General features: G+C 71.7%; 10 protein-coding genes and 1 pseudogene. 4 read left to right on the top strand and 7 right to left on the bottom strand.

Translation table 11 applies throughout. The annotated features are described in order from the left end of the window. Positions 1 to 216 precede the first annotated feature (216 nt). Positions 217 to 2,745 carry an ATP-dependent Clp protease ATP-binding subunit gene (locus tag D1J63_RS06225; protein ID WP_102927200.1) on the top strand — a complete coding sequence of 843 codons (2,529 nt, stop codon included), beginning with the start codon at positions 217 to 219 and terminating at the stop codon, positions 2,743 to 2,745. Here the strand turns inward: D1J63_RS06225 and ggt are convergent, their stop codons facing one another. Next, positions 2,746 to 4,554 carry a gamma-glutamyltransferase gene (gene ggt, locus D1J63_RS06230; protein ID WP_125628081.1) on the bottom strand — a complete coding sequence of 603 codons (1,809 nt, stop codon included), beginning with the start codon at positions 4,552 to 4,554 and terminating at the stop codon, positions 2,746 to 2,748. A 141-nt stretch (positions 4,555 to 4,695) separates the two neighbouring features. Between ggt and D1J63_RS06235 the strand changes: the two genes are divergently transcribed. Further along, a complete protein-coding gene (locus D1J63_RS06235) occupies positions 4,696 to 5,454 on the top strand; it encodes a hypothetical protein (protein WP_125628082.1) in 759 nt (252 codons plus the stop codon). Positions 5,455 to 5,513: 59 nt separating this feature from the next. Further along, positions 5,514 to 5,699 (top strand): hypothetical protein, encoded by a 186-nt coding sequence (locus D1J63_RS06240; RefSeq protein WP_125628083.1) that lies wholly within the window; start codon positions 5,514 to 5,516, stop codon positions 5,697 to 5,699. 151 nt (positions 5,700 to 5,850) lie between these two features. Here the strand turns inward: D1J63_RS06240 and D1J63_RS06245 are convergent, their stop codons facing one another. Then, positions 5,851 to 6,603, bottom strand: coding sequence for a lytic polysaccharide monooxygenase (locus D1J63_RS06245; protein WP_125628084.1), 753 nt, complete (start codon positions 6,601 to 6,603; stop codon positions 5,851 to 5,853). 217 nt (positions 6,604 to 6,820) lie between these two features. Between D1J63_RS06245 and D1J63_RS06250 the strand changes: the two are divergent. Then, positions 6,821 to 8,435, top strand: a pseudogene (locus tag D1J63_RS06250) (amidase family protein). 231 nt (positions 8,436 to 8,666) lie between these two features. Here the strand turns inward: D1J63_RS06250 and D1J63_RS06255 are convergent. From D1J63_RS06255 to D1J63_RS06275, 5 genes are all read right to left on the bottom strand, one after another. Continuing rightward, complete coding sequence (locus tag D1J63_RS06255) at positions 8,667 to 9,074, bottom strand: DUF6278 family protein (RefSeq protein WP_102932514.1); 408 nt, start codon at positions 9,072 to 9,074, stop codon at positions 8,667 to 8,669. Positions 9,075 to 9,147: 73 nt separating this feature from the next. Then, positions 9,148 to 9,927: an exodeoxyribonuclease III gene (locus D1J63_RS06260; protein ID WP_125628085.1), complete on the bottom strand. Its 780-nt coding sequence runs from the start codon at positions 9,925 to 9,927 to the stop codon at positions 9,148 to 9,150. A gap of 52 nt (positions 9,928 to 9,979) precedes the next feature. Further along, on the bottom strand, positions 9,980 to 10,615 hold the full coding sequence (locus tag D1J63_RS06265) for an MBL fold metallo-hydrolase (protein ID WP_102932512.1): 636 nt from the start codon (positions 10,613 to 10,615) through the stop codon (positions 9,980 to 9,982). A gap of 43 nt (positions 10,616 to 10,658) precedes the next feature. Next, entirely contained in the window at positions 10,659 to 12,029 is a 1,371-nt protein-coding gene (locus tag D1J63_RS06270) for an alpha/beta fold hydrolase (RefSeq protein ID WP_125628086.1), read from the bottom strand. After that, positions 12,026 to 13,192 (bottom strand): tyrosine-type recombinase/integrase, encoded by a 1,167-nt coding sequence (locus D1J63_RS06275; protein WP_125628087.1) that lies wholly within the window; start codon positions 13,190 to 13,192, stop codon positions 12,026 to 12,028. The genes D1J63_RS06270 and D1J63_RS06275 overlap by 4 nt, the downstream gene beginning before the upstream one ends. Positions 13,193 to 13,530: the final 338 nt, after the last annotated feature.

The following is a 13,530-nucleotide window of genomic DNA, read 5'->3' on the forward strand; positions in this document are numbered from 1 at the left end:
CGTCCGGGACGGGTCACGGCGTCCCAGGAGGACGGGCCCTGACGTCGCCGGACGGGTCCTGAGCCGCTGGGCGCACCCGTTCGCGCGGCCCTGCGCGGTCCCGGGTCCCCGGCATGCCCGCCGGAACAGAACGTGTCATGTTGGGCATGACCGCGCCCCGTCCGGGTTACCCGGCCCCGGCACGTCGATCAGCGATGCAGCGGAGGTCCGTACACGATGACCAGCGGCTACATGGGCCCGGAGGGCGACCCGTTCGCGGAGTTCCTGGCACGCTTCTTCGGCGGGCCCAGGCCGAGGCAGATCGACATCGGCCGACTGCTCAGCCAGCCCGCGCGGGAGCTGGTGCGCGGCGCCGCCCAGTACGCCGCCGAGCACGGCAGCCGGGACCTGGACACCGAGCACCTGCTGCGGGCCGCGCTCTCCACCGAGCCGACCCGGGGGCTGCTCAGCCGGGCCGGCGCCGACCCCGACTCGCTGGCCTCGCAGATCGACGAGCGGACCGGCCCGGTGCAGCACCCGCCGGGCGAGGTCCCGCCGCCCACGTCGCTCTCGCTCACCCCGGCCGTCAAGCGCGCCCTGCTGGACGCGCACGAGATGGCCCGCTCCACCGGCACCGGCTACATCGGCCCGGAGCACGTGCTCAGCGCCCTGGCCGCCAACCCGGACTCGGCCGCCGGGCACATCCTGAACGCGGCCCGGTTCGCGCCCTCCAACGTGCCCACGGAATCCCCGGAGGCCGCGAAGGCCCGCACCGAGAGCGCCCGGGCCACGAACACGCCGACCCTCGACAAGTACGGCCGCGACCTCACCGATCTGGCCCAGCAGGGCCGGATCGACCCGGTGATCGGCCGCGAGGACGAGATCGAGCAGACCGTCGAGGTGCTCTCCCGGCGCGGCAAGAACAACCCGGTGCTGATCGGTGACGCCGGCGTCGGCAAGACCGCCGTCGTGGAGGGGCTGGCGCAGCGCATCACCGACGGCGACGTGCCCGACGTGCTGCTCGGACGCCGCGTGGTCGCCCTGGACCTGACCGGTGTGGTCGCCGGCACCCGCTACCGGGGCGACTTCGAGGAGCGGATGAACAACATCGTGGGCGAGATCCGCGCCCACTCCGACCAGCTGATCATCTTCATCGACGAGCTGCACACGGTCGTCGGCGCCGGCGGGGGCGGCGAGGGCGGGTCGATGGACGCCGGGAACATCCTCAAGCCGGCCCTGGCCCGCGGCGAGCTGCACATCGTGGGCGCCACCACGCTGGAGGAGTACCGCAGGATCGAGAAGGACGCGGCCCTCGCCCGCCGCTTCCAGCCCATCCTGGTCCCCGAGCCCAGCACGGCCGACGCCATCGAGATCCTGCGCGGCCTGCGCGACCGCTACGAGGCCCACCACCAGGTCCGCTACACCGACGAGGCGCTGGTCGCCGCCGTGGAGATGTCCGACCGCTATCTCACCGACCGGCGGCTGCCCGACAAGGCCATCGACCTGATCGACCAGGCGGGCGCCCGGGTACGGCTCCAGTCCCGCACGAAGGGCACCGACGTGCGGGCCCTGGAGCGCGAGGTCGACCAGCTGGTCCGGGACAAGGACCAGGCGGTCGCGGACGAGCAGTACGAGCGGGCGACGCAGCTGCGGGACCGGATCGTGGAGCTGAAGCAGCGGATCACCGAGGCCACGGGGGACGGCGAGGCCGACGAGGGGCTGAACCTGGTCGTCGGCACCGAGTCCATCGCCGAGGTGGTCTCCCGGCAGACCGGCATCCCGGTCAGCAGCCTCACCCAGGAGGAGAAGGACCGCCTGCTGGGCCTGGAGTCCCACCTGCACGAGCGGGTGGTCGGCCAGGACGAGGCCGTACGGGTCGTCTCCGACGCCGTGCTGCGCTCGCGCGCCGGGCTGTCCAGTCCGAACCGGCCCATCGGCAGCTTCCTCTTCCTCGGCCCGACCGGCGTCGGCAAGACCGAGCTGGCCCGGGCACTGGCCGAGGCGCTGTTCGGCAGCGAGGACCGGATGGTGCGCCTGGACATGAGCGAGTACCAGGAGCGCCACACCGTCAGCCGCCTGGTCGGCGCCCCGCCCGGCTACGTCGGCCACGAGGAGGCCGGCCAGCTGACCGAGGTGGTGCGCCGCCACCCGTACTCGCTGCTGCTGCTCGACGAGGTGGAGAAGGCGCACCCGGACGTCTTCAACATCCTGCTCCAGGTGCTGGACGACGGGCGCCTGACCGACTCGCAGGGCCGGACGGTGGACTTCTCCAACGCCGTCGTCGTGATGACCAGCAACCTGGGCTCCGACGTGATCACCCGGCGCGGCGCCGGGATCGGCTTCGGCTCGGGCGGCGCGGAGGCGGACGAGGAGGCCCGGCGCGAGCAGGTGCTGCGCCCGCTGCGCGAGCACTTCCGGCCCGAGTTCCTCAACCGCGTCGACGAGATCGTGGTCTTCCGCCAGCTCAGCGGCGAGCAGCTGCGGCAGATCACCAGCCTGCTCCTCGACGAGACCCGCCGCCTGGTGCGCGCGCAGGGCATCACCGTCGACTTCACCGACGCGGCCGTGGACTGGCTCGCCGAGCGCGGCTACCAGCCCGAGTACGGCGCGCGTCCGCTGCGCCGCACCATCCAGCGCGAGGTCGACAACGAGCTGTCCCGGCTGCTGCTCGACGGCCGGGTCGCGGAGGGCGGCCGGGTGACGGTCGACGTCGAGGACGGGCGGCTGGCGTTCCGCACGCCCGAGCGGCCCGTCCCCGAACTGTGACTACCTCCGCCGCACCGGTTCGACCACCATCGCCGAGCCGCCGCCGCGCCGTACCTTCTCCGCGGCGGCCAGCCACTTGCCGTGCGGCAGCCGCTGCACGGCGGTCGCGGCGCCGATCTCGGGGTTGGGTTTGAAGGAGTGCCCGAGGGCCTCCAGCTCGGCCCGCACGCCGCTGTCGTAGAGGCCGGGTTCGAGTTCGGTCTGCGCGGCGTTGCGCTGGCTGGCGCGCGGGGCTGCGATCGCGTCGACGAGCGGGAGTCCCCGGTCGAGGAAGCCGGTGAGGGTCTGGAGCACGGTGGTGATGATGGTGGCGCCGCCGGGCGAGCCCAGGGCCACGACCGGCTGGTGGTGGCGGTCGAGGACGATCGTCGGCGCGATCGAGGAGCGCGGGCGCTTGCCGGGCCCGGGCAGGTTCGGGTCGTGGACGGCCGGGTTGGCCGGGGCGAAGGAGAAGTCCGTCAGCTCGTTGTTGAGCAGGAAGCCCCGGCCGGGCACGGTGATGCCGCTGCCGCCGGTCTGCTCGATGGTGAGCGTGTAGGCGACGACGTTGCCCCACTTGTCGGCCACCGTGAGGTGCGTGGTGTTCTCGCCCTCGTACGTCGTCGGCGCCGCCGTCCCGTCGCCCGCGCAGTGGGCCGGGTGCCTCGGGTCGCCGGGCGCGAGCGGGCTGGTGAGCACCGCGTCGTCCTTGATCAGGCACTCACGGGAGTCGGCGTACCGCTGCGACAGCAGCTCCTTCGCCGGTACGTCCTCGAAGGCGGGGTCGCCTACCCAGCGCCCGCGGTCGGCGAACGCGATGCGGCTGGCCTCGATGTAGCGGTGCAGATAGCCGGCCTTGTCCGCGGCGGAGAGGTCGGTGCGCTCCAGGATGTTGAGGGCCTCGCCGACCGTGGTGCCGCCGGAGGACGAGGGGGCGATGGAGTAGACGTCCAGGCCGCGGTACGAGGTCTTCGTGGGCGCCTGGAGCTTGGCCTCGTAGGCGGCGAGATCCTTGGCGGACAGGTCGCCGGGACGGGCGTTCCAGCCGGAGTCCGGGTCGACGGGCGGCTCGTTGACGGTGTCGACGATGTCCTCGCCGAGTTCGCCGTGGTAGATGGCGCCGACGCCCTCGCGGCCCAGCTCCTTGTAGGTGCGGGCCAGGTCGGGGTTCTTGAACGTCGATCCCACGACCGGGAGTTCGCCGCCCGGCAGGAACAGCTCGGCGGTGTCCGGGAAGTAGCGGAACCGCTGCTCGTTGGAGGCGGTCTGGGAGCGGAAGGTCTCGTCGACGGTGAAGCCGTGCCGGGCCAGCCGCTCGGCGGGCTTCAGCACGGACGAGAGCGTCCGGCTGCCCCACCGGTCGAGGGCGGTCTGCCAGGTGGCCGGGGTGCCCGGCGTGCCCACGGACAGGCCGCTGGTGACGGCGTCGGCGAAGGCGAGCGGCTTGCCGTCCTCCGTAAAGAGCTTCTCGTCGGCGGTGAGCGGCGCGGTCTCGCGGCCGTCGATGGTGCGCACGGTACGGGACTTGGCGTCGTAGTAGACGAAGTAGCCGCCGCCCCCGACCCCGGCGGAGTAGGGCTCGGTGACGCCCAGCGCCGCGGCGGTGGCCACGGCCGCGTCGACGGCGTTGCCGCCCTTGCGCAGCACCTCGATGCCGGCGGCGGAGGCGTCCCGGTCGACGCTGGAGACCGCGCCGCCGTACCCGACGGCGACCGGCGTCTTCGGAGCGGGCCGGTGCCGGGCCGTGGGCGGGGCGGCCGCTCCCACCGACACCACCACGGCGGCCGAGACCGCCAGGACCGTCAGATTCCGTGCGACAGGGCGACGCATCCGCACCTCCAGGGAAAGGCCGTTCGGGCAGCTTAGTTGATCGTCATGGCCGCGTCAGGAGCACACGACGCACCCGGGTGCGCCCGGGGTGCCGCGCCCCGTCGAACACAGGTACGCCGACGCCCGCTAGCATGCGCGCCCATGACTGACGACGTACGCAACATCGTCCTGGGTGTGGTCGCGGCGGGTATCAGCGCCACGCTGGGCTGGCTCGCCCGTACCTACCTGTGGAAGCGCAAGCTCCGGCGGAAGCAGGCGTTCTTCGGGCTGCCGGACAGTTCCGAGTCGCTGCTCGTCGTCAACCGGGACCCGGCCGCCTCCGAGCCGGCGGTCCACCGCTTCGACGTCTTCGCGCTCCTCGAACTGTCCGCGTTGATCAAGGACTGCGGCGCGCACGCCCAGGTGGTCACCCAGGACATGGTCGGCCAGGGCTTCGGCGAGCGTACGGAGTTCTGTGTGGGCGGGCCCGGTTCGAACCGGCGCATGGTCGCCCACATGGCGGCGATGCTGCCCGGGGTACGGGTGAACATCGACCCGGAACCCGGCCCGGACCGGGGCGCCTTCCAGATCGGCGGCGAGCGCTACCGCCTGGACGCGGGCGTCACCGAGTACGTCCTGCTGGCCCGCCTCACCGCCGGCGACCGGCGCGAGGCCCGCCCCGCGTTCCTGTTCTGCGGCCAGCGCGCGATCACCAACCAGGCCGCCACCCGCTATCTCGCCCGGCACCACGAGAAGCTGGCCCGCAAGCACGGCAACAACTCCTTCGTGCTCCTCCTCAAGGTCGTCAACTCCCAGGCGTACGGCCCGGACGTGGTCGAACTGGTCGGCGACGTCACCCGGGCGGCGACCAGCCCCCTCCCGGCCCCGGCACCCACGTCCCGCAACTCCCACCGGGCCTGAGCGGGCGGCGCACGTTTTCATGACTTGCTCCACCGAACGAAGCAGAACGGACCAACGAAATGGCTTCCTCGTTGCGAATGCGCCGCGCATCTCCGACTGATTCGGAAAAAGGTGCGGCACATCTGGAGGAGGGGTTCACCGCCACACGCGACAACGACGTCTTCGACGCCGAGCAGGAAGCAGGTGCGCTCTGCAGCCTGGGCGAGGACTGGCAAGAGGTCAACGTCCTGCTCACCAGCAGCTGAAGCGCTTCTACGGCATGGCAGCCCGGGAGGGGCAAGCAGTGGTGAAGCGCGTCCACGGCCACTACTAGGGCCGGATGGCCGCTGCCACCAGGTCGGCGCACGCCCCTCGCGCGGCGTGCGCCGACCGGTTGGGCTCGGGCGGCTCACCGGTTCAGCAGGCGCCGAGGTCCTCCCAGACGCCCCATTCGCCGGTGGTGCCGGGCTCCTCGCCGGTCACCCACCACTTGGCGCGCCAGGTGTGACCGGCGTGGGAGACGGTCTCTCCGCCGGTGTAGACGTCGCCGGCGCTCCAGGCTCCCGCGGTGCAGTCGCCCGGCTGATCACCGCCGCCGTCCCCGTCACCACCACCGTCGTCGCCACCGCCCCCGTCGTCGCCACCACCGTCGCCGCCGCCGATGTTGACGTCGATACAGGCGTAGAAGGCGTTGGCGGTGTCGGCGATGTTCCAGACCGCGAGCACCTTCTGCTGCCCGGTGAACCCGCTGAAGTCCAGCTGGTGGCTGACCGAGGCCGGAGGCAGGGCGCCGTGGCCGTCGAACTGGGCGATCTTCCGGTCGCCGATGAAGTACTGCCAGTTACTGGTGGCGTGCCGCGCCTCGATGGTCCAGGTGAAGGTGTGGGTGGTGCCGATCGGAGTGACCCGCCAGCCCTTGGAGTCGTCGTCCAGGTCGGCCCACCGGGCGTCCCCGCCACTGCAGTTGCGCAGCCCCTTCGGACCCTCGACACTCGCCGGTTCCCACTTGATCTGACCGCACTGCACCACGCGGTTGGCGCACTGGTCCTGGCGGCTGCCCGGCGAGACCACCCAGCCGTGGGCGCTCGCCGTGGGTGCCGGCAGACTCAGGGCCACCACGGGGGCGACCAGCGCCCCCACAGCGGCGGCTACTCGCCTTTTCATGCGCATGACATCACGTTTCCCTTCGGTCCACGTCGAACCAGCCTGCCCCGGCGTATGTACGACGTTGCCGACGAGGCAACACCGCGTCGCAGGTCTAGACCTACGACATGCAGGTCTAGACCTTAGCGGAGCAGCGGAGACCGTCAAGAGGGCGGGAGACGGCCAACTTCGGCGTGGGAAAAGGCCCTTGTGCCCCACGGTCCGGTGTAGTGGGCTGTCCGGCATGAAGAAGAGAAGCATGGCGGCCCTGACCGCGATCCTGGTCGTGGCCCCCCTCGTGGCGGCGGCCCCCGGTCAACGGGCCCGAGCCGCCGAACCCGGACCCGGCGACGCGGCGCGATCCGTCGAGTCGACGCTCGTCCAGGGAGTGAACCTCGACACGGTGACCATCCCCGAACTGCAGGAACGCATGGACCGCGGGACCCTGTCCTCGCTCCGGCTGACCCTCGCCTATCTGCGGCGGATCAAGGCCGTCGACCCGAGGATCAACGCGGTGCTGCGCACCAGCCCGACGGCCCTGGGCCAGGCGGTCGCCAGCGACCTCAGGCACCGTCTCGGCAAGTCCCGCGGACCGCTGGACGGCATACCCGTCCTGCTCAAGGACAACGTGAACACCCGCGACATGCCGACGACCGCCGGGTCCCTGGCCCTGGCCGGAAGCCCGCCGGCCTCCGACGCCGACCTGGTGAAGAAGCTGCGGGCGGCCGGTGCGGTGATCCTCGGCAAGGCCAACCTGTCCGAGTGGGCCAACTTCCGCGCGGCCAAGCCGACGTCGGGGTGGTCGGCGGTCGGCGGTCGGCGGTCAGACGAACAACCCGTACGTCCTGGACCGCAACCCCTGCGGATCGTCCTCCGGTTCGGCCGCCGCTCTCGCCGCGTCGCTGGCGCAGGTGGCGATCGGGACCGAGACGGACGGCTCCATCGTCTGCCCCGCCGGAATGAACGGCGTGGTCGGCCTCAAGCCCAGCCTCGGAGTCGTCAGCCAGTCGGGCGTCGTACCGATCTCCGCCGAGCAGGACACGGCCGGCCCCATGGCCCGCAACGTGATCGACACCGCGCTCACCCTCTCGGTGCTCAGCGGCCGCGACACCGTGCGGGACGGCGACGCGCCGAGCCTCACGGACACGGCCGGCCGTCCCGGCACCCTGCGCGGCAAGCGGATCGGCCTGTGGCGCCTGCCGTCACTGGGCGCCGAGGTGGACGCCCTCATGACCCGTACGGCCGAGCAGCTGCGGGCGGCGGGGGCCGAGGTCGTCGAGGTGAGCCTGCCGTACCAGGAGCGGCTGGCCGAGCTCGAGTTCCCGGCACTGCTGAGCGAGTTCCACCGGGACATCGACGCCTACCTCGCCACCCGTGGCGGGCCGCGGAACCTGGCCGAGCTGATCGAGTTCAACCGCACGCACCCGCGGGAACAGGCCTGCTTCGCCGGCCAGGAACTGTTCGAGCAGGCGCTGGCCGCACCGCCCACCACCGATCCGGAGTACCGGGCGATGCGCGCGGAGTTGACCGATCTGTCCCGGCGGTCCATCGACGAGGTCATGGCCGAGCACGACCTGGACGCCATCGCCTCCCCGGCGAACCCGCCGGCGTGGACCACCGACTGCGCACGGGGCGACAACGACGTGATCCCGTCGTCCACCCCCGCCGCCGTCGCCGGGTATCCCTCGCTGTCCGTACCCGCCGGGTTCGTCGGCGAACTGCCGGTCGGGCTGCTCCTCATGGCCGGTGACCGGCAGGACGCCGAACTGCTGTCCCTGGGGGCGGCGGTGGAGCACCGGCTGGACGCCTGGCGGGCGCCCGGGTACCTGCCCACGACGCCGTCCATCACCTCCCACTGAGCCGACCGGCGGGCGGCAACTCGTCGAGCGGTACCTCGACGGGGCCGCCCGCCGGTCCGCAGCTGACCTTCTCCTCGCCCGCGAGCAGTGATCTCCGGCTGCACCCTGCGTACGTCCCCCGTGCGTTCGTGTTCGCTCCGACCACCGCAACGTATCCAGACGAACGCCGTGAACGACGCCGACACGCACCTTCCGGGCATTACCCCTATTTACGGTGGACGGGGTCGCGACTCACGCCTCGGCGACTTCGCCGTACAACTGCGAGAGTTCGGGAACGCCGTCCTCCGCCCACGCGTGCCCGTTCGCCACCACGTCGAACTCACGGCCGGAGGCGAGCCGGACGACCGGCTGTCCGTCGGGCCGGATGGCCCAGACGGCGCCGGGCACGGTGCGCACGATCACGGTGCCGAGGTAGAGACCGGCGTCGTTGCCGAGCCAGGTCAGGATCTCCTCGTCGGCGCGCCAGCGCGGCAGCACCTGGTCCAGCTGCTCCAGGGAGCGCGCGGAGTCGTCGAGCCGCACCCCCTCCCGCAGCGCCTGCGAGCGCAGCAGATCACAGTCGGCGAGCAGCTCGCCGATGCCCTCCGCGTCGTGCACCCGCGGATGCTCGCGCCGCTTGCCCAGGAAGGGGAAGTTCATACCTCCAGACTGTCATTCGTACCGCCATGTGCACCACAGGGCACGCGAAAGCCGTGGGTGCGGGAGGGGCGGCCTACAGCTCCAGGTCCACCACGACCGGCGCGTGGTCCGAGGCTCCCTTGCCCTTGCGCTCCTCGCGGTCGACGTAGGAGTCGGTGACCGCCTTGGCGAAGGGCTCGTTTCCGTACACCAGGTCGATGCGCATGCCGCGGTTCTTGGGGAAGCAGAGCTGGCGGTAGTCCCAGTAGGTGTAGGGGTGGTCGTACTTCAGCGGGCGCGGGACCACGTCGGAGAGGCCGGTGCCGCGCAGGGAGGCGAGGGCGGCGCGCTCGGCGGGGGTGACGTGGGTGGCGCCCTCGAAGGCGGCGCGGTCGTAGACGTCGTCGTCGGTCGGTGCGACGTTGTAGTCGCCCATCACGGCGAAGGGGCGGTCGCCGGAGGCGTCGCTCTCGACGGCGGCGCGCAGGGCCTCGAACCACTGGAGCTTGTAGGCGTAGTGCGGGTGCTCCACCTCGCGGCCGTTGGGCACGTACACCGACCAGACGCGGACCGGACCGCAGGTGGCGGAGACGGCGCGCGGCTCCTGGACGCCCTCGTAGCCCGGGTCGCCGGGGAGGCCCTTGACGACGTCCTGCAGGCCCACGCGGGAGAGCACCGCCACTCCGTTCCACCGGCCGGTGGCGTGGACCGCCGCCTCGTAACCCGCCTCGCGCAGCTCGTCGAAGGGGAACTGCGCCTCGGCGATCTTGGCCTCCTGGAGACAGAGCACGTCGGTGCCGCTGCTCTCCAGCCAGGCCAGCAGCCTCGGCAGGCGGGCGGTGATCGAGTTCACGTTCCAGGTCGCGATGCGCATGTCCCACAACCTACCGGGCGGGACTGACAACGCGGTCCCGCCCCGTGGGGCCTCAGAGCCGCGCCGAGCCGCCCGGGGCCAGCCGCAGGTGCTCGGCGCCGCCCAGCTCGCCGATCTGGCGGTCGTAGATCGGCCGGGCCAGGTCCGTGAGGATCGCGTCGTGGATGTCGTAGGCCCGCTGCGGCCGGACCTCGCGGACGTAGTCGATGACCTCGGAGATCTTGTTCCAGGGGGCGGCGACCGGCAGCATCAGCGTCTCGACCGGGTGGTCGGGGACGGTGAGGGCGTCGCCGGGGTGGAAGACCTTGCCGCCGTCCACGAGGAAGCCGACGTTGGTCACGCGCGGGATGTCCGGGTGGATCACCGCGTGCAACTCCCCGTGGACCTGCACGTCGAAACCGGCGGCGGTGAAGGTGTCGCCGTGGCCGACGGTGTGGACGCGGCCGGGGAACGCCGCCGAGATCTTCTCCGCGACCGACTTCAGCGTCCAGATCCCGGCCGCCGGGTTGTCCTCCATCGCGGCGCGCAGCCGCAGCTCGTCGAAGTGGTCCGGGTGCTCGTGGGTGACGAGGATCGCGTCCGCGCCGAGGGCGGCGTCCTCCTCGCTGAACCCGCCCGGGTCCAGGACGAGCGTCCGCCCGTCCTTTTCCAGGCGGACACAGGCGTGCGACTTCTTGGTGAGCTTCATGTCCCCATCCTGCCTCCGCGCGCCCGCCACCGGCCCGCAGGGATCACTCCGGTGGTGTCGTCTCCTCGCGGATGACCTGCTGGGCCACCCGGAACGCGCCGTTCGCGGCCGGCAGACCGCAGTAGACGGCCGCCTGGAGCAGTACTTCCTTGATCTCGCCCGGGGTGAGGCCGTTGCGCAGGGCGGCCCTGAGGTGGGGCGCCAGCTCGTCCAGGTGGCCGCCGGCGACGAGGGCGGTGAGGGTGACACAGCTGCGCGAGCGGCGGTCCAGGCCGGGCCGGTCCCAGATCTCGCCCCACGCGTACCGGGTGAGGAACTCCTGGAAGTCCCCCGAGAACTCGTCCGCCTGCGCGAGCTCCTGGTCGACGTGTCCGTCGCCGAGGACTTCGCGGCGCACCTTGAGGCCGGCGTCGTACGGGTCGGGCCTGCCCTGCGCCTGCGGGGGCACGACGGGGGCCGGGGCGATCTCGGCGATGGGCGCGGCCTGCGGCGGCGGAGGCACCGGCTGGAGGGGCGCGGTGGCCGCTCCCGCGACCGGCACGGCCGGAACCGGGGCGGCCGGGGCCGGGTGTGCGGTGGGGTGGACCGGCGCCGGTACGGGGACCTGACCGGTGGAGGTGGCCTCGTGGACGGCCTGCCACGCGGTACTGAAGTGCCGCACCAGCAGGTCGGTGACGGCCGCGGGCTGCTCGACCGGGACGAGGTGGGAGGCGCCCGGGACGACGGCGAGGCGGGCGTCGGGGATGCCGGCGACCAGGGTGCGGGCCTCGGCGGGGCCGGTGACCTGGTCGTCGGAGCCGACGAGGACCAGGGTCGGGACGCCGACCCTGCCCAGTTCCCCGCGCACGTCGAACGCGGCGAGGGCCTCGCAGGCGGAGATGTAGCAGCCCGGGTCGGTGGTCCGCACCATCTGGACCGCCCACTCGGTGATCGCGGGCTGTGCGGCCGCGTACCCGCCGGTGAACCAGCGCTCGGGAGAGCTGCGGGCGATGGGGTCGAGCCCGTTGGTGCGCACGATCACGCCGCGCTGGCGGAACTCGTCGGCCGTGCCGAACCGGGGCGAGGCGGCGATCAGCGCGAGGGAGGCGAGCCGCTCGGGGTGGCGCAGCGCCAGTTCGATCCCGACGGCACCGCCGAACGCGCAGCCCGCGTAGCCGAAGCGCTGCACGCCGAGTCCGTCGAGGGTGGCCAGCAGGCGCGTGGTGAGTTCGGCGACGGACCCGGCCGGGTGGGCCGGGGCACCTCCGTGTCCGGGCAGGTCGAAACGGAAGACCCGCCACTGCTGGGACAGTTCGGGCACCTGCCGGTCCCACATGTGCCATGTAGCACCGAGGGACGGCCCCATGACGAGGACCGGGGCCTGTTCCGGCCCGTCAAAGCGGTATTGCATGCTGTCGACGTTCTTCTCACTCACCCGTTCACGCTCCCACATCTCACATTCTCTTCGTGAACGGGGGCGGAGCCACTCGCCAGACCTCCCCACGTGTCCGCCGCCGGCCGCAGATCCTCCACATCCGGCTTCACGTACCAGCGTTTCGTGGTCCGGACGTCGGCGTGACCGGCCCACCGGGCGAGGAGATGGTCCGGGACCCCGTGGTTCGCCAGGTACGTCAGGCAGCTCGCACGTGCGTCGTACAGACGAACCCGACGCAGCCCGCTGCGATCCATGACCTTGTAGGCTCGCTCACGCAGTTGCCGCCCGTTGAGCGCTCTTCCCCGAGCGTCCACGAGAACGTAGCCGCTGTCTTCGTACCCCTGCCCCGCCGCCGTCTTTTCGGCTGCCTGAGCAGCCCGGAACGCGGTCAAAGCAGCCGCAACAGGAGCCGGTAGCGGAAGCTGCCGCTCACCGGCGAGCGACTTGGCGTCCTTCTCCACCACGATGTCGTTCCCCATGACCGTCCGGGTGTTGGTGATGGACACCGTGGCTTCGCCCAGATCGACGTCCGCCCAGCGCATGCCACAGATTTCCGCCGGCCGAAGACCCATCAGAGCCAGGAGGAACGGTGCCTGCAGGCGGTCACCTGCGATCGCGCGGACAAAGGCGCGTACCTCCGCGACGCTCCACGGCGGCACAGCCTCCCTGGCCCTGCGCTCTGCCTTCCGTGCCCTACGGGGAATGGTCACCTCACGAGCGACGTTCACCTGGAGCAAGCCTTGTGTCACTGCCCGGTCAAGCGCCTCCTTCAGCCGGGCCAGCGACATCTGGACCGAGGTCGCCCCCAGGCCGGTGCCCGGCTTCCCTCCCCGCCCACGCCCCTCCCGGAGCGCCCATTGCATCCATGTCCCGACATGGTCCTCGGTGAGGTCCTGGAGCCGGATGCGCCCGAGCCTTCCGCGGACGCGGGCCAAGGTCATGGTGTAGCTGTAGGCAGTGCTCTCTTCCAGGTCCTCGGCTTTCATGGACAGCCACTGATCCAGCCACTCGTCCACCGTGACCTGACTGAGCGGCGCACGTGCCGCCTCGTAGCGACGATGCACGATGCTCGCGTACTCCGCCTTCGCCTCCCTCAGCGTCCCAAAGGTACGCGTCAGCTGCTTACGCTTCCCCGTGACCGGGTCGGGGCCTGCGTCGACCACGAACCGGTACCGGACCTTTCCCCTGGCGTTCGGGGCGAGCTTCTTGATCGGATAAGACAGGGCTACTCGCTTTCCTTGGAGTGTGGGAGCCCTTCTGCACAGCCTTCTGTGCGCATGTCGAAAGCCAAGACCGAGGGCTGACGAGCTGCTTCAAGGATTGCCGTGATCGCCGGTTTGGCCAACCGGCGATCACGGTCTATGTTCCGCTCGTCATCAACCAGGACCGGGCGTCAGTACCCCCATGAGAGTGGGTACCCCCTCGATATGCTGTGCAGGTGCGGGTCCTCCCGGCGGATCCTGCGTAGCCCGCCCGCCGCCTCTGGCTTAGCTCCCGGTGC

The organism is Streptomyces sp. KPB2 (assembly GCF_003950055.1).
Lineage (GTDB): Bacteria > Actinomycetota > Actinomycetes > Streptomycetales > Streptomycetaceae > Streptomyces > Streptomyces salinarius.

Excerpts from the sequence above, each read along its gene's own strand:
- D1J63_RS06225 (WP_102927200.1), top strand. The coding sequence starts at position 217 with ATGACCAGCGGCTACATGGGCCCGGAGGGCGACCCGTTCGCGGAGTTC.
- ggt (WP_125628081.1), bottom strand. The coding sequence starts at position 4,554 with ATGCGTCGCCCTGTCGCACGGAATCTGACGGTCCTGGCGGTCTCGGCC.
- D1J63_RS06235 (WP_125628082.1), top strand. The coding sequence starts at position 4,696 with ATGACTGACGACGTACGCAACATCGTCCTGGGTGTGGTCGCGGCGGGT.
- D1J63_RS06240 (WP_125628083.1), top strand. The coding sequence starts at position 5,514 with ATGGCTTCCTCGTTGCGAATGCGCCGCGCATCTCCGACTGATTCGGAA.
- D1J63_RS06245 (WP_125628084.1), bottom strand. The coding sequence starts at position 6,603 with ATGCGCATGAAAAGGCGAGTAGCCGCCGCTGTGGGGGCGCTGGTCGCC.
- D1J63_RS06255 (WP_102932514.1), bottom strand. The coding sequence starts at position 9,074 with ATGAACTTCCCCTTCCTGGGCAAGCGGCGCGAGCATCCGCGGGTGCAC.
- D1J63_RS06260 (WP_125628085.1), bottom strand. The coding sequence starts at position 9,927 with ATGCGCATCGCGACCTGGAACGTGAACTCGATCACCGCCCGCCTGCCG.
- D1J63_RS06265 (WP_102932512.1), bottom strand. The coding sequence starts at position 10,615 with ATGAAGCTCACCAAGAAGTCGCACGCCTGTGTCCGCCTGGAAAAGGAC.